Source organism: Rhodococcus sp. AZ1, from assembly GCF_054979605.1.
Window position 1 is genome coordinate 109,656 of record NZ_JBUEQF010000002.1, and the last position, 17,011, is coordinate 126,666.

General features: G+C 67.8%; 14 protein-coding genes. 5 read left to right on the forward strand and 9 right to left on the reverse strand.

The window, feature by feature from the left end; translation table 11 throughout:
* The first annotated feature begins 8 nt into the window (after window positions 1-8).
* From ACY48E_RS03020 to ACY48E_RS03030, 3 genes are all read left to right on the forward strand, one after another.
* Complete coding sequence (locus tag ACY48E_RS03020; protein WP_462870616.1) at window positions 9-914, forward strand: hypothetical protein; 906 nt, start codon at window positions 9-11, stop codon at window positions 912-914.
* Window positions 915-1,030: 116 nt separating this feature from the next.
* On the forward strand, window positions 1,031-1,957 hold the full coding sequence (locus tag ACY48E_RS03025; protein ID WP_462870617.1) for an Hsp70 family protein: 927 nt from the start codon (window positions 1,031-1,033) through the stop codon (window positions 1,955-1,957).
* A gap of 118 nt (window positions 1,958-2,075) precedes the next feature.
* Window positions 2,076-3,137, forward strand: coding sequence for a hypothetical protein (locus ACY48E_RS03030; protein WP_462870618.1), 1,062 nt, complete (start codon window positions 2,076-2,078; stop codon window positions 3,135-3,137).
* A 15-nt stretch (window positions 3,138-3,152) separates the two neighbouring features.
* Here the strand turns inward: ACY48E_RS03030 and ACY48E_RS03035 are convergent, their stop codons facing one another.
* From ACY48E_RS03035 to ACY48E_RS03075, 9 genes are all read right to left on the reverse strand, one after another.
* Window positions 3,153-4,673 carry an LGFP repeat-containing protein gene (locus ACY48E_RS03035; protein ID WP_462870619.1) on the reverse strand — a complete coding sequence of 507 codons (1,521 nt, stop codon included), beginning with the start codon at window positions 4,671-4,673 and terminating at the stop codon, window positions 3,153-3,155.
* A 91-nt stretch (window positions 4,674-4,764) separates the two neighbouring features.
* On the reverse strand, window positions 4,765-6,174 hold the full coding sequence (locus tag ACY48E_RS03040) for a cellulase family glycosylhydrolase (RefSeq protein ID WP_462870620.1): 1,410 nt from the start codon (window positions 6,172-6,174) through the stop codon (window positions 4,765-4,767).
* A gap of 175 nt (window positions 6,175-6,349) precedes the next feature.
* Window positions 6,350-7,576 (reverse strand): acyltransferase family protein, encoded by a 1,227-nt coding sequence (locus tag ACY48E_RS03045; RefSeq protein ID WP_462870621.1) that lies wholly within the window; start codon window positions 7,574-7,576, stop codon window positions 6,350-6,352.
* Window positions 7,569-9,050 (reverse strand): O-antigen ligase family protein, encoded by a 1,482-nt coding sequence (locus ACY48E_RS03050; RefSeq protein ID WP_462870622.1) that lies wholly within the window; start codon window positions 9,048-9,050, stop codon window positions 7,569-7,571. Before ACY48E_RS03050 ends, ACY48E_RS03045 begins: the two co-directional genes overlap by 8 nt.
* A complete protein-coding gene (locus ACY48E_RS03055) occupies window positions 9,047-10,159 on the reverse strand; it encodes a glycosyltransferase (RefSeq protein ID WP_462870623.1) in 1,113 nt (370 codons plus the stop codon). The genes ACY48E_RS03050 and ACY48E_RS03055 overlap by 4 nt, the downstream gene beginning before the upstream one ends.
* Window positions 10,156-11,388: a lipopolysaccharide biosynthesis protein gene (locus ACY48E_RS03060; protein WP_462870624.1), complete on the reverse strand. Its 1,233-nt coding sequence runs from the start codon at window positions 11,386-11,388 to the stop codon at window positions 10,156-10,158. Before ACY48E_RS03060 ends, ACY48E_RS03055 begins: the two co-directional genes overlap by 4 nt.
* A gap of 12 nt (window positions 11,389-11,400) precedes the next feature.
* Window positions 11,401-12,495 (reverse strand): glycosyltransferase family protein, encoded by a 1,095-nt coding sequence (locus ACY48E_RS03065; protein WP_462870625.1) that lies wholly within the window; start codon window positions 12,493-12,495, stop codon window positions 11,401-11,403.
* 20 nt (window positions 12,496-12,515) lie between these two features.
* On the reverse strand, window positions 12,516-13,067 hold the full coding sequence (locus ACY48E_RS03070) for an acyltransferase (protein WP_462870626.1): 552 nt from the start codon (window positions 13,065-13,067) through the stop codon (window positions 12,516-12,518).
* 1 nt (window position 13,068) lies between these two features.
* The gene (locus tag ACY48E_RS03075) at window positions 13,069-14,055 is read right to left on the reverse strand and encodes a GDP-mannose 4,6-dehydratase (protein WP_462870627.1); all 987 of its coding nucleotides are present in this window, start codon (window positions 14,053-14,055) and stop codon (window positions 13,069-13,071) included.
* On the opposite strand from ACY48E_RS03075, the gene ACY48E_RS03080 reads away from it, so the two are divergent.
* Together ACY48E_RS03080 and ACY48E_RS03085 are read left to right on the forward strand one after the other, a co-directional pair.
* On the forward strand, window positions 14,039-15,727 hold the full coding sequence (locus ACY48E_RS03080; RefSeq protein WP_462870628.1) for a tyrosine-protein kinase domain-containing protein: 1,689 nt from the start codon (window positions 14,039-14,041) through the stop codon (window positions 15,725-15,727). The two genes, ACY48E_RS03075 and ACY48E_RS03080, sit on opposite strands and share 17 nt — an antisense overlap.
* Before the next feature lie 5 nt (window positions 15,728-15,732).
* Window positions 15,733-16,974, forward strand: a complete 1,242-nt coding sequence (locus ACY48E_RS03085; RefSeq protein WP_462870629.1) for a lipase family protein — start codon at window positions 15,733-15,735, stop codon at window positions 16,972-16,974.
* Window positions 16,975-17,011 lie beyond the last annotated feature (37 nt).

Here is a 17,011-nt window from a genome sequence, read left to right on the forward strand (position 1 = left end):
CCCTCTCGATGAGCGAGATGACGGTCGTGCTCGGAGTCGTCGTGAGCGACGGATCGGCAACGGCGGCGCTCGTCGACGTGGGTTTGCCCGAACTCGGGGCCATCGACCAGCGTGTGGACCCGAGCGGTGACGTCTGTGCGCTGCTCGACACCATGGCCATCCGCGCATCGGTCAACGAACTGCCGGTGACGGCGATCGTGGTGGCGGTCGGGGCAACCGGACGCGCCACGGTGCTGGCCGCGCTCGGCGATCGAGTCGACGACGTTCTGCTCGTCGACACCGACGCCCTCGACGAGAGCTACCCGCCGGTGGTCGCCGCAGCTCTGGCCGCCGCGACTCCCGCGCACCGCACGCGGGGCGCTCGTCTGATGGTCGCGGGTGCGGTGGCTGCCGCGGCGGCCGTGGTGGTCGCGGTGACGCTGTTCGCGGCGTCCATCGAGCCGGTCCGATCGGTCCGCGAGAGCTTTCCGCTCACCAGCACGCCCGCCCCGACCGCCACGGTGCAGTCAGGTCAGACCACGGCGCCCCCGAGCGCGACCACGGGGCCGACCACACCGCGCCCGACCACACCAGGCCCGACCACAACGCGCCCGACCACGCAGCGTCCCACCACCACCGGGTCGCCCTCCCCGCGTCCCACGCCCGCGCCTATCCGCCCGCTGGTCACGACCCCGCCGGCAGCCCCCGCGCCGCAGGTCCCCGTTCCGGCCCGCACCGGCCCCGCTCGCGTTGCCACGTCCACGCCCGCACCCCCGGCACCGCCTCCCTCCCAGAACACCCCGCGAACCCGCACCTCGACGCGGACACTCGCGCCGCCGCCCCCGCCCCCGCCACCACCGGTGACGCCGACGTCCGCTCCGGTCGTCGACCCTCCAGCAGGGCCCGTCACACCTCCCGTCGATGAGGCGCCCTGAATGTTTTCTTCCCCGTAATCGGGTTCGTACTCCGAGTTACGACCAAAACCGGTACGAAAGCCCGTTTCGTCGGCTAGCCTGCCTCGCGTAGTGGAGGTCGGCGGGCGGGGTGTTCCATGCGGTGTGTGGTCGGTGTGTCGATGGGCTCGTGGGCGGTTCGAGCCGCGGTGATGGACCCGTTGGGGCGTGCACTGCTCGGCAGTGAATCGGTTCGGGAGCGAGACGGCGACCGCAGCATGGGCACCGCCCTCTCGGTGGTGGAGTCCGTGGCGCGTCGACACCTGTCCGACCCACGCGAGGCCGTCGTGGTCGTCCCGGACGATCCCGCCTCCCGCGTCGGCCGCAACATCCTCACCGTGCACGACGCCGGTCCCGTGCGCCTGGCGTCCGAACTCGGTGCGCAGCTGATGTACCTGCGACTGCGCGGCTTGATCGGGCCGTCGATGACGGTCGCCGTGGTCGACATCGGCCACACGGCCACACGTGTGTCCGTTCTCGATTCCTCCACGGGTTTCGTCCACGCCGCACAGATGTCCACGCGGCTGCGGGGGGAGTTGTTCGCGCGCACCCTCGCCGAGCACATGATCGCGACATCCGGGTCGCCGTCGTTGATCACCGACACCGCCCTCGCGCGGCTCGACGGCGGTGTCGAGTGGGCGCTCGAGATGTTGGCCGAGCATTCGGTGGTGCGGGTGGGAGGCCCGTTCACCAACGGATCGGTGACCGTGTGGCGCAACACGGTCGCACGGTTGATGGGCTCCCGAGTGGCCGAGATGGCGCGCTGGTCCTACCGGACGGTGCTGGAGAGTCCCCGCCCGGTGCAGGCGGTGGCCTTGATGGGTGGATGCGCCAATCTGCCGTCGGTGCGGGAGGGGTTCCTCGATGCCTTCGGGGACGAGCTCGTGGTGGTGCCCTCGCCGGAGTCGGTCTCGGCGAAGGGGGCGGCGCTGCTGGCCACCCAGCGGGTGCGTGCCGTCACCCGCCGATCGATGGGTCGGACCGACCCGGTGGAGCATCGCATGCCCCGTCACGCGGGCCTGTAGCCACGATCACACCATTGTCCGGTGGCCGGTTCGAATAGTCGTTATCCGGCTTCTGCCGATGCGTTCGCCGATTGTCCCCGATGTGCTTTCGGGCGATTTACCCGTTACTGTGCTGCGCATGGATAACGTTCGCGGCCTTGTTCGTGCGTCGCTGCGCATCGCGTCGGTTGCCGTCATGTCCGCCGCTGCCCTCACCGCTGTCACCGTCCCCGCGTCGGCGTCGCCCGCGGTTCCGCTCGGTGTTGCGCAGTCCGGTGAGTTCCTGACGATGCCTGAGCCCGAGGTCGATCGCGAGATGGCCGAAGCTGCAGCCCTGGGTGCCAAATGGGTGCGTCTGCCCATCGAGTGGCGGGCCATCGAGACAGCACCCGGCGTGTACGACTGGGCCAACACCGACAAGATCGTCAACGCCGCCAAGCGTCACGGGCTGCTCATCGACGGTCTCATCGGCTACGCGCCCAAGTGGGCCGCCGTGCCCGGGTGGGCAGGTATGCTCCCGGCGCCGCGACCCGCCGATCCGGCCGTTTTCGCCAATTTCGCAGGATTGGCTGCCAGCCGTTATGCGGGCTCCATTCCCACGTGGGAGGTGTGGAACGAGGCCAATCTCTCCGCCTATTTCGCGCCCGGTCTCGACCTCGACATCTACGCGCAGGTTCTGCGCCAGTCGTACGAGAAGATCCACGCGGCCGTGAAGAACGTGACGGTCATCAGCGGCGGTCTGGCCCCGGGCGACGACGGTCTGGTGTCGATGTCGCCGGTCAACTTCATCAACGGCATGTACGCGCGCGGCCTGGCCGGGTTCAACGACGGGATCGCGCTGCACCCGTACACGTTCCCGTACACCGCCTACAACGACACCACCGGCGCGTGGTCGGACATGCTCGCCGTGCGCGATGCGATGGTGCGCAACGGTGACGGCGGCAAGAAGATCTGGATCACCGAATTCGGTGCGCCCACCGGCTATGCCGGCGACTCGGTGAACGAGCTGTCGCAGGCGGACATCCTCCTGCAGTCGTACCGGGCGGCGGAGGGTCTGGACTTCATGGGTCCGTTCTTCGTGTACTCCGTGCGCGACGCCGGCTTCAACCCGGTGGACCGCGAGGATCACTTCGGGCTGCTGCGTCAGGACTTCAGCCGCAAGCCCGCGGCCGAGGCGCTCGCCGCAGAGGTTCGGCGCTGAGACAGCCGGTTCCGCTCAGAGCCGGGTGACCGTGGTCCCCGTCGTGGGGGAGTAGGTGATGCGGCCGAACTGGAAGTCGTTGGCCACATTGGATGTGCCGGGAACGGCGTACTGGTCGGTGGTGGCCAATCCGAGGTCGGGAGTCCATTCCGCCTTGATCGACCCGACTGCGATGTATGTGCCCGTGGCGGGTGAGCTGAAGATCCGCATGCCGCCCGGCACGTCCATGTCCTGATACCCGTTGGCGAAGGGGCCGATGGGCAGCACCTTGAGCTGCCGGAGCCGGGTGGCGATCGCGGGTGGGGAGCTGAGGAAGCCGGCGTTGGAGAGGTAGCGCGATCCGTTCTCGTATTCCTGGCCGTAGCCGTAGGAGAGTCGGAAGACCGGTGAGACGGCGGCGCCCAGAGCCGGGTCGGTGTTGGCCTGGAAGACCTGACCCTCGGTTCTGCCGGGCATGTTCTGCCTCATGAACGCCTCGATGGCGAACGCCGCCGGCTTCGGCTGATAGCTCGAGGTGAACACGCCGAACTGCGCCTCGGAGTGCGCGACGTTGCTGTCCTCGTCGCGCACGGTGTAGAGGTACACCGGCCCGGCGAACGACACCTCACCCCACTGCCCCAGCGATCCCAGGATCAGATCCCGCTGGGCGTTCGGGGTGACGTCGAAGGTGGAGGCGCCGTACTCGGTGAGCCAGATCTTCTTGGCGCCGTCTCCGCGCGCCTTCATCAGGTTGTGCAGAGCGATGAGCTGTCGGGCGGGGGAGTTGTCGAAGAGTACGGCCTCGGCGAAGGTGGCGTCGTTCTCGTAGGGGTGCATCGAGAGCGCATCGAACTTGCCCGCGGCGCCCCCGTTGTACATCCCGGTGGCGAAGGTGACGGCGTCGATCAGGCCCGGACCGTTGTTGACGGGTCCGAGTGCACCGGCGATCACGGTCAGTGCCGGGTTGACGGCCTTGATGGCGTTGTACGCGGCGGCAACCATCTGCCCGTAGAAGGCGGGGTCCGGGGTGGGTGCGAAGAACCCGGCGCCGTTGGGTTCGTTCCACACCTCGAAGGCGCTGATGCGCCCGTTGTAGCGCCGAGCGGCGGCGGACGCGAACGCGGCGTACGTCGACGTCGACGCGGGTCGGGTGATGGGCAGGGTGCTGTTGCCCAGGGCGGCCCAACTCGGGCAGCCGGTGAGCACGGCCAGGATGTCGAGGTTGCGTGCGCGGGCCTTGTCGACGACCGCGTCGACGAACCCCCAGTTCCAGGTGGTGGCGTTGGGCTGGACGAAGTGCCACGGGATGTCGAAGCGCACGCGCGTACCTCGCACGGCCACGATGCCGTCGAGGGTGAGGTTCTGATCGTTGGCACCGTAGTAGAGGATCGCCGATCCGGCGGAGAACCCGACGGGGTAGCTGACGTTGGCCACCGGTCTGGTGGGCACGCTGACGGTGCGCCGGGCGGGCGCGGTGCCGACGGTCAGGGCGGCGGCCGCGAGCGCGCCGGTGGCCAGACCATGAGTGAGGACGGTGCGTCGACTGATTTCTCGCATGTAGTCACTTCCCGTGTGCCCCGACCATTTATCAAGGTTTCGGAAAATAGAGAAACACAGTTATGGCCTTATATGCAAAAGATGCGAGAGTTCACCGCGAATACATGACTCGAGGTCCGTTTACGGCATTCCATGAGACGGTGCCATTTTCGAAGTCTTGGACCCGCTCAGCGTCCTCACCAGCGAACTCATCGCTCACTGGATGGCCAAGGTTTGGTGTCCACGCCGCAAGAATGGCGCCGCGCATGACGTGGGTTCCGAACTGGGGAGTGGAAGAAACTCGAATCCCGATAGGGTCGTCCAGATCCTGATATCCATTCAGGAAGGGCGACGCGGGAACAATTCTGTTCAGGCGAGCCACCGCCGCGATTTCCGGAGGAGAAACAAACCAACCGCGCGTGGTGAAAAAGACCGACGCATTTTCGTACTGACGCCCGGACCCACCCGGCAGGAAGTACACCGGACTCACCGGGCGCCCCACACCCTGCCCCGAACCGCCGTCCTGCCCCGAACCGCCGCCCTGACCGGAGACCGCACGCATGCCGTCGCCGTCGAAGAACACGGCGGCCTCGCGTGCGGGGATGCGAGCCCCGGTCAGTGCAACCAGACGCGAATACACCGGCTTGGGCGTGAAGTCGGTGCGCACCACTCCGTAGTTGGCCTCGGGGTCGGCGGCGCCGGTGGCCCCGTCACGCACGGTGTACACGTAGAAGGGGCCCGCGAAGAACACTTCCGGCCACTGCGCGATCGACGCGGCCACCAGCTCGGCCTGCGCCGCCTCGTCCACCCCGCCGGCGCCGGTGGGTGCGCCGTACTCGGTGATCCAGATCTTCTTGTCGCCGTCCCCGCGGGCCGTCATGTCGGCGTGCATGGCGATCATCTGCTGCATGGGTGAGCCGTCGTAGACCGTGCCGTCGCCGAGCGGCATCCCGAAGTCGTAGGGGTGGTAGGAGAGCGCATCGAAGAACCCGGCCACGCCGGCGTCGTACAGTGCGGTCAGGAACCGCTGCGACTGCACGAGCCCGTCCGCGGTGGCGGTGTTGCCCAAGGCACCGGCCACCACGACGGCGGCGGGGTCGGCGGACTTGATGGCCGGGTAGGCCGCGCGCACCATCGCGGCGTATCGCACCGGGTCGGGATCCGGGCCGAAGAACAGGCGCCCGTTCGGCTCGTTCCAGATCTCGTAGGCGGCGATCCGGCCGCGATATCGCGCGGCCACGGCGCCGGCGAATCGGCCGTAGTCGGCGGGATCGCGCGGCGCCGCGGTGCCGGAGCTCGATCGGCCCAGCGCGGCCCAGGCCGGAGAGTTGGTGAGTGTGGCCAGCACCGTCAGTCCGTGGCGGGTTGCCGCGGCCAACACCCGATCCGACGGGCCCCACTCGAAGAGCCCGCGCTGCGGTTCGGCGAATGCCCAGGACAGGTCCACCCGGACCGTCGTCGCACCGGCGGCTGCAGTGGTGGCCATCAGGCGATCGACGTCTCCCGAGGCCGCCCACTGCACCGACGCTCCGGTGGACAGCCCGATCGTGCGTGGGCCGAAGGTCTGCGGCGCAGCGGGTGGCGGTGAGGACGGGGCGGGGCCCGGCGGGCGTCCCGCACGCGCGCAGGCGGCGGCGAGGGCCGCCGTGGCTGCCAGGGATGTGCCGAGGAACGCCCTGCGGTCGATACCCCTCAGGTCAGGTCCCCCACTGCATGGCGGGCTTCTCCACGAGGTAGTACGTGACCGACCCGGCGGCGGCGGTGATGAGGATCGCCGCGGCGCTGCCCATGACCAGTCCACCGACGCTGCCGCTGAACGGGAATCCCCAACGGCCCATGAGGATGATCACCGGGTAGTGCCAGACGTACGCGGACAGGGAGATGGTGCCCATGTACTTCAGCGGTGCGAAGTCGGTCACCGACGCCACCCACGAATCCTCGCCGCGAGCGTAGGGGATCACGATCATGGTGATCAGGCCCGCGCACGCCACGGCGAACACCGACGAGTAGTACAGGCTGCCGAAGTAGAAGACCACCAACGAGATTCCGGTGAACACGAACATCACGGTCGCCGCGTAGGCCTGCAATTGCTTGGTGGTGTACTGCGCCAACCCGCCCTTGGAGACGTGGACGAAGATGATGGCGACGATCATGCCCCACGCGAAGTGGTCGGACTGCGCGAAGAAGCTGCGCCCGGCAACAGACACCCAGTTCGGCCCCCAGTACTTCTGCAGCGGCGGGATGCCGTCGGTGTTGTGAACCCAGAAGTCGACGGCGATGGCCACGGCGATCCCGGAGACGATCATCACCACGGCGGGCACCAGGGCCGCGCGATACCGTCGAGTGCTGTTGCGGCCCAACCGAACCAGTAGGTAACCGATGATCGGGACCAGCAGGTAGAAGCCCCACTCGGTGGTCAGCGACCAGGTGGGGTTGATGCCGGTCTGCAGGGTCGAGGGGAACAGCGACTGCGTGAGCGTGAGGTTGGCGATCAGCGTGGCGGGGTCGGTGATCACGCCGGTGCCCACGTCGTAGTTCTCCCACCCGGCGATCACGGGGTTGACGGTGTAGGCGGCGGCGAAGACGAAGTTCACCAGCAGGAAGATCGCCAGATAGCCGGGGAAGATGCGCTTGACGCGGTTGCGGTAGTACTTGCCCGTGTCGGGCATCGACTTGTGTTCGACGAACCGCTTGACCAGCGGCATGTAGAGCAGGAACCCCGAGAGGCAGAAGAAGAACGTCAGCGCCTGACCGAGGAACTCGAGGTGCGTCTTGGCCATGATGGCCGACGCGTGGACGGCGCCGACGTGGGTGACGATGACGCTGGCGCAGCCGAGGCCGCGGGGGCCTTCGAGGCCCCGAATACGACCCCGCTTGGCGACGGGCGCGGCATGGGCCGGGCGGGCAGCGGTGGCCTCATCCATGGGAAACCTTCCGGGTTGGTTCGGGTCCAGCGGGTGTGTCCGGCAGGGGGTTGCCGTCGTCGTCGAGTTCGTGTGCGGTGATGGGGTTGCGCGCCACCATCGCGAGCATGATCGAGAACATCATGGTGGCCGCGGCGTTGGTGACCACGGGGAAGTCGAGGTTGAGGGCGAACAGGGCGAAGGCGATGTAGCCGGCCCCGATGACCCCGGATTCCCAGGGCAGCCGACGCATCGAGCGGTAGGCGTACACCGCGCCCACGATCATCACGATGATGAAGGCGATGCCGACGAAGATGCCGCCGCGGTAGATGGTCAGCAGGGGCGTGTTGGCCACGTAGTTCGTCTCGTAGCCGGCCACCTCGTCGATGAATTCCTTGGCGCCCCAGCCGCGTCCGAACCACCAGTGTCCCGACATCGAGGGGATGTAGTCGCGTAGCGCCGCGCTCCGGTCGTCGGTACCGCGGTCACCCGAGCCGAACGAGTTGAAGATGCGGGCGTTGACGGTCGGGTTGGACAGGGCGGCAACGGATCCGAGGACAAGCCCGCCCAGCACCGCGGCGCGGGCGATTCCGCGCATGCGTTGGAAGAGGATGTAGATCACCACCGCGGCCACCACGGAGATGATGGCCGAGCGCGACAGGCTTGCCAGCAGTGCCAGACCGATGATGGGTGCGCTGATCAGCCGCATCCAGCCACGCATGAGCGCGATGGAGAGCATCAGCCCCAGGAACAGGAACAGGCCCGCGCCGTTGGGGTCGATGTAGGTGCCGGTCAGGCGCACCACGCTGGTGCTGCCCACCTCGAAGAACCGCAGCGTGGTGCCGATGGTGCCGGTCTTGCCGTAGCCGATGGGGGAGAGGATCTCGATGAAGGTGCCGGCCTTGTCCACCAGGAAGAGCACGAACGAGAAGCCGCCGCCGAGAGTGGCGCCCACGGCGTACGCCAGCCCCACCCGTCGCAGTGCGGGGCGGCTCAGGCGCATCAGCGGGAACATCACCGACACGGCGATGATCCACTTGATGGCCTCCGATACGTGCCGGGAGTTGGTGGCGCTCATGATGATCGAGGCCACCGACACCAGCAGCAGCAGTACCACGGCCACCTCGAGGGGGTGGGTGCGCGTGGTGCCGATGCGGTGCGTGGCCAGTGCTGCCCACACGCCCAGGGCCAGAACGAGAATGGCCGGGCCTGCGCCGGGAACCACCGCGTAGGGGATGCCGCCGAGAACGAAGGCCAGGCCCATGTACATCGCCTCGGGTGAGTTGACCACCACGGCGATACCCGTCACCAGTCCGATCACGGCCACGCCGATCAGGGTGGCGGGCGCGGATCCGGCGCCGAAGAGCAGCCCGAGAACCATCGCCGTGACGATGGCCCCGACGCCGATCAGCAGCTGACGCGACTTCTGCACCTCCGACCGGCCCGAACGCAGTGCCCTGGCATCCGGCGCCACCGGGTGCACCGGCGCGCTCATGACGCCAACCACGTTTCGACGGCCCGGTGGGGGTGCCCGCCGGTCCAGCGGTCGGAGTTGGCGGTGTAGATGCGCTCCCCCTCGGCGACGGCGGCGTCACGGTCGAGCAGGTAGCGCCGGCACTGGTCGACGAAGCGTGCCTTGTCGTCGAGCGCCTCGATGCCCAGTACCGGACCCAGCGACCCGATGGCCGCCCCGGTACCCACGATGGGCATGCCGCGGCTGGCGGCGTCGAGGATCTTCACGCGCACACCACCGCCGGTGCGGATCGGGGCGATCATGGCGCGCGAGGTGGCCAGGAACGCGTCGAGGTCGTCGACGAATCCGAGGTCGCTGACCCCGGCGGGCAGTGCGAGCACCTTGGTGGGGTCGGGGGAGCCCACGATGGCCAGTTCGGCGCCGTCGATGCCGCGCGCGATGTCCGGCCACCAGGTGAGCAGCAGTTCGAAGGCCTCCTGGTTCGGTGGCCACTTGCGGTCGCCGAGGAACACCAGTCGCGGGCCCGACGACCCGATGTCGACCCGGTTCTTCGGTCGCAGGGTCAGGTCCAGCCAATGTGCCCGTCGCACACCGTGTTCGGCGTAGAAGGTGGCTTCCTCCTCGTCGTAGGTGCCGACGGTGTAGGCGTGGCGTGCGATGCCGAGCTCGTCGCGGGTGATGCGGCGTGCGTCGGCGCGACCGACGAGGCCGCGGGTGGCGCGCCAGACGAGGGTCTCCGAGACCACGGTGCTGATCGCGAGAATCGGTGCGCCGCGGCGGCGTTCATGAGCGCGGGAGGAGTCGAGGAAGGACTCGGCCATGTAGCTGTGGTCGGCGACGAAGATGTCGGTGTCCGCGGCGTCGATGGCTCTGCGCAGTCCGTCGATACGAAAGCGTGTGTGCACCAGGGACTTGCCGGTGCGGGCGCTCTCGGCGAGCAACTTCAGCGCCCGCGGCTCGGTCTTGGCCACGCGCACGTGGCCGTCCTTGTCGGAGTCCGGGTGCGAGGACAGGCAGATCACCGCGATGTCGTACGCCTCGCGGGCGAGGTCCATGGTCAGGTTGGCCATCGTGAGGTCGCCGGTGGACTCGAAGCTGGGGTCCTTGGCGAGCAGGAACGTTGCTTTCATCCGGTCACCGTCTTTGTCTCGAGGCTTGGATCGGCGGGGGGAACAGGGGCGGGGGGAACAGGGGCGGGGGGAGTATCGGCGGGGGGAACCACGAATCCGGTGCGATAGATCGCCCGGTAGTAGACCACGAACAGCACGAGTTCGCTGATCACACAGGTGACGGCGGCGCCGTAGCCGCCCATCACGCTCACCGTGGCCAGCACGGCGACGATCTTGATCACCGCGACGCTCACGGTGGCGCGCACGCGCAGGGCGTCGCGCTTCTGCACGAACAGGATCACGATCAGCGTGTAGTTGATCGAGCGCACGAACACGAACGGGGCGAGGATCAACGCGATGTACCCGACGTAGTCGGCCCCGCCCCAGATCAGGATGCCCACACCGATCACGGCCATGGTGATGCCGGTGAGCCCACCGACCGCGAAGACGCTGCGCAGCGCCGGCGCCCCGGAGGCGTGACCGGCGGCCGCGCGCAGGCGTTCGATGAAGGTGTTGGCGTAGTTCTGCCCGATCATCGACAGCGCGACGGCGGTGACCAGGGCCACCGAGTAGTACCCGGCGATGGTGTTGCCGGCCACGGCTCCGATGATCAGCACGTCGCCCTGCTGGTAGAGCGCGGCGGCGAACGCCTCGGACGACAGCAGCAGGAACTCGTTGCGTGAGCCGGGGAAGGCGGGCTTGCGGCCGGGAACGTAGGGCAGGGTGGCCAGCAGGATCGCCGCGTACGGCAGCAGGTAGAGGGCGGTGGTCGCGAACAGCGACGGCGTGTGCGCCAACACCAGGTACGACGACGCGAGGCCGATGCTCGCGATCTGCCGCAGCGAGTCGTAGCGCATGGTCACGTCGGGGCGCCCGTCGCGGACCAGTCGACTCTTGTAGGTGTTGAACAGCAGTTCCCCCGCGGCGACGATGATCGCGAAACCGGCGACGTAGAACTCGAGGAACACCACCACGCCGACGACGGCCACGGCGATACCGAACAAGGTGCGCGCTGCGCGTTCACGTTCGTAGCGCTCTTCGTCCAGGCGCAGCGATCGCACGTAGAAGGCGTTGTCGATGCCCGCGTTGATGATCGCCGCGGCGGCCATCGCCACCGAATACTGGCCGTATGCGCCGATCCCCAGGTAGTGGATCACGATGCCGGTCCACGCCAGCCCCACGAACCGCCCGCTGTAGCTCCAGAAGGACGCGAGCAGCGTGCGGACGAGGTGACTGTCGAGGGACTTCACGCCGGGCTCGATCTAGCCGAGGTTCCTGGCGAGTCGTGCCCACTCGTCGAGGAACGGTTGCGTGCAGTGTTCGAGGTCGTGGTCGCGGCGCAGTTTCTGTACCTGCTCGCCGAGGGTGTGCAGCACGGCCTCGTCGCGGATGATCGTGTTGACGGCGGCGCCGATGTCGTCCTTGCGGTCCACCCCGTAGGCGCCACCCTCGGAGACCGTCTCGGGAAGTGAGCCGTCGAGGTTGCACACGATCGGTGTGCCGTAGGCGAAGGACCGGCTGACCGAGCTCGAGGCCGGGTAGGCCTTGCCGTACTGGCTGCGCTTGGAGTACGGAACCAGCAGGAACCGGATGGATTCGAAGAAGTCGTCCTCGGCGGCGTCGTTGACCTCGCCGAGCAGGGTGACGCCGTCGACGGGCGGCAGGTCGGCGGTGCCACGGCCGGCGGCGATGATCTCGACGTCGGGATCGATCTCGCGGCGCAGGTGCTCGATGAGGTCGAATCCCTTGCCGCGGTAGACGTGTCCGAACAGGCCCACGGCGAGCGGCCGCTCGCTGAGCGGCTTCAGATCGCGGCGGGGCGGGACGAAGATGCGCGTGGCGATGGGGTTGGACTTCGGCGCGGTGCGCTTGATGGACTCCGCGCCCATCGTGGTGAGGGTGAACACCGAGCGGCCCTTGATCGCGCTGCGCTGCAGGGCGCGGATGGCGAAGGTGAAGGGGAAGTGGATCGCGTGGTGCAGCAGGCGGTACTTGGCCACGAAGCCGGTCTTGAACGGCCACCACACCTGGTAGGGCGGGTCGTGCACGGTGGCGGTCACCGGGATCGAGCGAGGCAGCAGCGCAGCCCAGAACACAGACAGCGATCCGCCGCTCTGCTCGAAGTGCACGATGGTCGGGCCCTTGGCCGCGGTGGCACGGACGAGTTCGCGGATGGTGCGGCGGTGCCGCAGGACGTCACGCACGCTCTCGGAGCCCTCGGTGTCGATGCGGTGATCGATGAGCTCGAGAACATGGGGTGCGACCTGCGCGGTGAAATCATCCGCGTAGTCGCCGACGCCGCTCTTCCCCGCAGCCGGGGCCACGTAGATCAGGCGGGTGTTGGACAGCTCTGCCACGTCGGTCGGATCCTTCGAGCTCAGTACAGCAGTGGGCGGAATGTCGGGTGGTACTCGAGCGAGGACTGGCGTTTGCCGCGCAGCTTGGCCGGTATCCCGGCCACCACCTCCATCTCGCCCACGTCCTTGTTGACCATCGAGCACGCGCCGACCACGGCTCCGGCCCCGATGCGCACGTCCAGCAGCACGGTTGCCCGACTGGCCACCCACGCGTGATGGCCGATGGTGATCGGCTGCAGTTCGATCTCGAACGTGGGGCTGTCCACCAGATGCTTTCCGCTGATCAGGTGCACGTCGGAGGCGATCACCACGTCGTCGGCGAGGGTGATGCCACCCCGCGCGTCGAGCAGTACGTCCGATCCGATCGAACAGTTGTCGCCGATCACCAGCTTCGACGGCCCGAGGACCGTGCTGCCCATCATGATCGAGGTGCCGGTGCCGATGGTGGCGCCGGACCATCGCAGCCAGCCCTGACGGACGGTGTGCGACGGGATGCGCGTGATCAGCCAGTTGAACATGCGCTCGCCGAACTGCTCGCGGCGCGAGGTGACGTACTCGTCGGCTGTGACCACGTCAGCCGGCCGATCGCTTGGACTGATCGTCGATGTCCGAGCGCACCATCATGCGCACCAACTCGTCGAATCCCACCTTCGGTTGCCAGCCGAGCTTCTCGCGGGCCTTGCTCGAGTCGCCGATCAGCAGGTCCACCTCGGCGGGGCGCATGAAGCGGGGGTCGATCTCGACCAGGTGGCTCCAGTCGCTGATGCCGATCTCGTCGAAGGCGATGTCGAGCAGCTCGCGGATCGAGTGGGTCTCGCCGGTGGAGATCACGTAGTCGTCGGCCTCGTCCTGCTGCAGCATCAGCCACATGGCCTCGACGTAGTCGCCGGCGAATCCCCAGTCGCGCTTGGCGTCGAGGTTGCCCAGGGCGATCTTGTCCTGCAGTCCGAGCTTGATGCGTGCGACGGCCTGGCTGACCTTGCGGGTGACGAACTCCGGTCCGCGACGGGGGGATTCGTGGTTGAAGAGCACACCGGAGCTGGCGTGCATGCCGTAGGACTCGCGGTAGTTGATGGTCATGTAGTGGCCGAACACCTTGGCGACGCCGTACGGCGAGCGGGGCCACAGCAGGGTCGATTCCTTCTGGGGCACGTCCTGGACCTTGCCGTACATCTCCGAGCTCGACGCCTGGTAGAAGCGCACGGCCTTGCCGGAGCTGTCCTGGTAGAAGCGCACGGCTTCGAGGATGTTCAGCACGCCGCCGCCGGTGACGTCGGAGGTGAGCCGGGCGTTCTGCCACGAGTAGGCCACGAAGGACACGGCGCCGAGGTTGTACACCTCGTCCGGCTCGGCTTCGGAGCACGCTCGGATCAGGCTCACCAGGTCGAGCAGGTTGCCGCTGATGATCTCGACGTACGGGTGGCTCTTGGCGAGGGCCTCGGCCTTCGGGTTGTTCTGTCCGCGCACGAGACCGAACACGCGGTATCCCTTGTCGTGGAGCAGTTCGGCCAGATACATCCCGTCCTGGCCGGTGATACCGGTGATGAGAGCGCGCTTCATCGAGACCCCTTCGATTTTTGGTCTGTTCACTTCGGGTGGAGCACCGCGCACGGTAACGGCCCGCGAACAGCCAGTGCAGCGGCATGTTTTCACACATCCCCGTCAGCGGAATCGTCCCACATTCAACGGTGAGGCGGGAGGGTTGCGTTGGTGCGCGGCGTTCGAACAGCTCTGGTCGACGCCGGGCCGCTGCCCACGACTGCTCGTCGTTCGGCCGGGGGATGGCGTTACAGGATCCGCTGTGATTGTTCTGTATCTCTCCTTGAACCTGTTCGACACGATAAGGGCAGCGGTGAGCGCCTATATTGAGCTCACCGAGCAATGGGTGAGGGTACGAACAGGGGTCAGGGCTGTGGACATTCGCGACTATTTTCTTGCTTTTCGCCGGAAATGGGTGGTTGTAGTTGCATGCGCGGTGCTCGCAGTGGTGGTGGCGGCTCTTGTGTCGTTCGCCACACAGCCCAAGTACACCGCCACCACCCGGATGTTCGTCTCCACCACCGGCGGCGCGTCGGTGAGCGAGGCCTACCAGGGCAACCTGTTCTCCACCGGCCGTGTGGCCTCCTACGCGCAGCTGGCCGCCGGTAAGCAGGTGGCCCAGCGCGCGGTCGATCAGCTCGGACTCTCGCTGACCGCCGAGGAGGTGATGTCGCGGGTGACCGCGACGGCCGTGCCGGATTCGGTCCTTCTGGACATCACCGTCACCGACGCCAACAAGGAACTCGCCCGCGACCTGGCCAACGTCATCGCCTCCCAGACCGGTTCGGTGGTCCAGGAGCTCGAAACCTCGGCTCGCGGTGGCACTCCCGCCGCCACGGCCACCATCGTCGACCTCGCCGACACCCCTGGCGCGCCGTCGAGCCCGGACTGGGCCCGCAACCTCGCGTTCGGCGCCGTGGGTGGTCTGATCCTGGGTCTGATCGCCGCGGTGGTGGCGTTCGCACTCGACCGGACGCTCCGCACCAGCCGCTCGCTCGCCGAGCACGCCGACACCACGGTGCTCGGCACACTGCCGCCCGGCCGCAATCTCAAGGCGGGCGGCTCTCTGTTCTCACCCGACCGACCTGCCACCACCGAGGCGCTGCGCGAGATCCGCACCAACATTCTGGCCATGGGGTCCGATCTGCCCTCCCGCACCCTCGTGGTGGCTGCACCGCGGGAGAACACCGGCGCCAGCGCGGTGGCGATCGGTCTGGCGTCGGCGCTGGCCGAGACCCGTCGATCGGTGGTGTTGATCGACGGGGACTTCAAGCACGGCGCCATCAAGGAGGCGTTCAAGATCTCCTACGGCCCGGGCCTCGGGGAGTTCCTGCGCTCGGAGGCCGATCTCGACACCGTGGTCGTGCAAACCGACGTGCCCTACCTGTCGGTGATCATTCGCGGCGACACCTCGGACGCATCGAGCGACATGTTGGGCAGCCTCGCGATGGGTGAGCTGATCAAGCAGCTCCAGGGATACTTCGAATTCGTGATCATCGACGGCCCGCCGGTGCTGACCTCGACCGACACCGCGGTGCTGGCCGGGGAGTCCGACGGCGTGCTGCTGGTGGGCCGCATCGGCTACACCTCGAACACCGACGTCGAGGCTGCCGCCACCAAGCTGAGCCTGGCGCGAACGCGTATCGTCGGCGCCGTGGCAAACGGACGTCGATCGCGCTTCTCCTCTCGGTGACGGCTGTGCGCCGACGTCGATACCAGCGGCTGGTCGCCGCGCTGTCCGGCGCACTCCTGGTCGCCGGATGTTCCGAGCCCGCCACCTCCGACTACGTCTCCAAGGTCACCATCACCACGTCGGTGGGTGCCGCGGCGACCACTCAGCAGGCCACGCCGCTGCAGCCCGATCTCAGCGGCACGGGCCCGGGCACCCTGGTCTCGGCCACCGAACTCACCGACATCGACGGCCGTGTCGCCGAGACCGGCGCCCGAGCGCTGCGGGTGGAGTACCGGTCCACCTCGGGTACCACCGGTAAGCCCACGGTGGTCGGTGGGTCGGTGTTCGTGCCCGGCGGTAACCCGCCGGCGGGTGGGTGGCCGGTGGTCTCGTTCGGCCACTCGATCAGCGGCGCCCGATTGGGCTGCGGCCCGTCGCTGCACGGCGATCTGCTCGGCAACGCCACGGCCGTGGCGGCGCTGTTGGCCAGTGGCTACCTGGTGACCATGTCCGACTACGAAGGTCTGGGATCGGCGGGGATCTTCCCGCTCTTCGATTCGAAGACGTTGGGCGCGAACATGATCGACGCGGTTCGCGCGGCCCACAAGGTCACCCCGGACGCATCGCCGAACTGGGCGGCCTATGGCACCTCCCTGGGCGGGCAGGCGGCGTGGGCGGCCAACGAGATGGCCGCGAAGTACGCTCCCGAGTTCCCCGTCAAGGGCAGTGTGGCGTTGGTGCCCACGGCCAACGTCTCGGGGCTCGTCGGCGCGGCGGTCGACGGCTCGATGACGCCGATGCAGCAGTTCCAGTACACGCTCGAGATCCTGGCCCTCAAGGCCACTTCGCAGCCGTCGCTGCGCGTCGAGCAGTACCTCTCCGGAGACACCGTCAAGAACCTGCAGGTGCTCACCGCGTGCACCGGTGCCGAGGCGGACAGGGCGGCAGAGTTGATCAAGACGTTGCCGCGGTCGGACGTCAAGCCGATCAACAAGGCCGCTGCGGACCGGCTGGTGGGCTACCTCAACGCTCTCGCCCTGCCGAAGGACAAGCTGACGGCGCCGATGCTCGTGGTCTACAGCACCGCCGACGACCTCATGCGCCAGCAGTGGATCGACGATGCCATGAAGGCGTCCTGCGGGATGGGTTCGCAGATCGAGACGGTTCTGCGGGTCGGCCAGGGAACGGCGGACCTCGACGGTTCACCCACACTGCCGTGGATCAAGAACGCCTTCGACGGTGCGACGCTGACCGACAACATTTGTTAACGCCTACACTTGGCCTCTCGGGGAGGAAGAGGTTGTG

Bases quoted from the DNA above. Each gene is read 5' to 3' on its own strand.
- ACY48E_RS03020 (WP_462870616.1), top strand. From the start codon at position 9: ATGAGCGAGATGACGGTCGTGCTCGGAGTCGTCGTGAGCGACGGATCG.
- ACY48E_RS03025 (WP_462870617.1), top strand. From the start codon at position 1,031: ATGCGGTGTGTGGTCGGTGTGTCGATGGGCTCGTGGGCGGTTCGAGCC.
- ACY48E_RS03030 (WP_462870618.1), top strand. From the start codon at position 2,076: ATGGATAACGTTCGCGGCCTTGTTCGTGCGTCGCTGCGCATCGCGTCG.
- ACY48E_RS03035 (WP_462870619.1), bottom strand. From the start codon at position 4,673: ATGCGAGAAATCAGTCGACGCACCGTCCTCACTCATGGTCTGGCCACC.
- ACY48E_RS03045 (WP_462870621.1), bottom strand. From the start codon at position 7,576: ATGGATGAGGCCACCGCTGCCCGCCCGGCCCATGCCGCGCCCGTCGCC.
- ACY48E_RS03050 (WP_462870622.1), bottom strand. From the start codon at position 9,050: ATGAGCGCGCCGGTGCACCCGGTGGCGCCGGATGCCAGGGCACTGCGT.
- ACY48E_RS03055 (WP_462870623.1), bottom strand. From the start codon at position 10,159: ATGAAAGCAACGTTCCTGCTCGCCAAGGACCCCAGCTTCGAGTCCACC.
- ACY48E_RS03080 (WP_462870628.1), top strand. From the start codon at position 14,039: ATGAGAGCGCGCTTCATCGAGACCCCTTCGATTTTTGGTCTGTTCACT.
- ACY48E_RS03075 (WP_462870627.1), bottom strand. From the start codon at position 14,055: ATGAAGCGCGCTCTCATCACCGGTATCACCGGCCAGGACGGGATGTAT.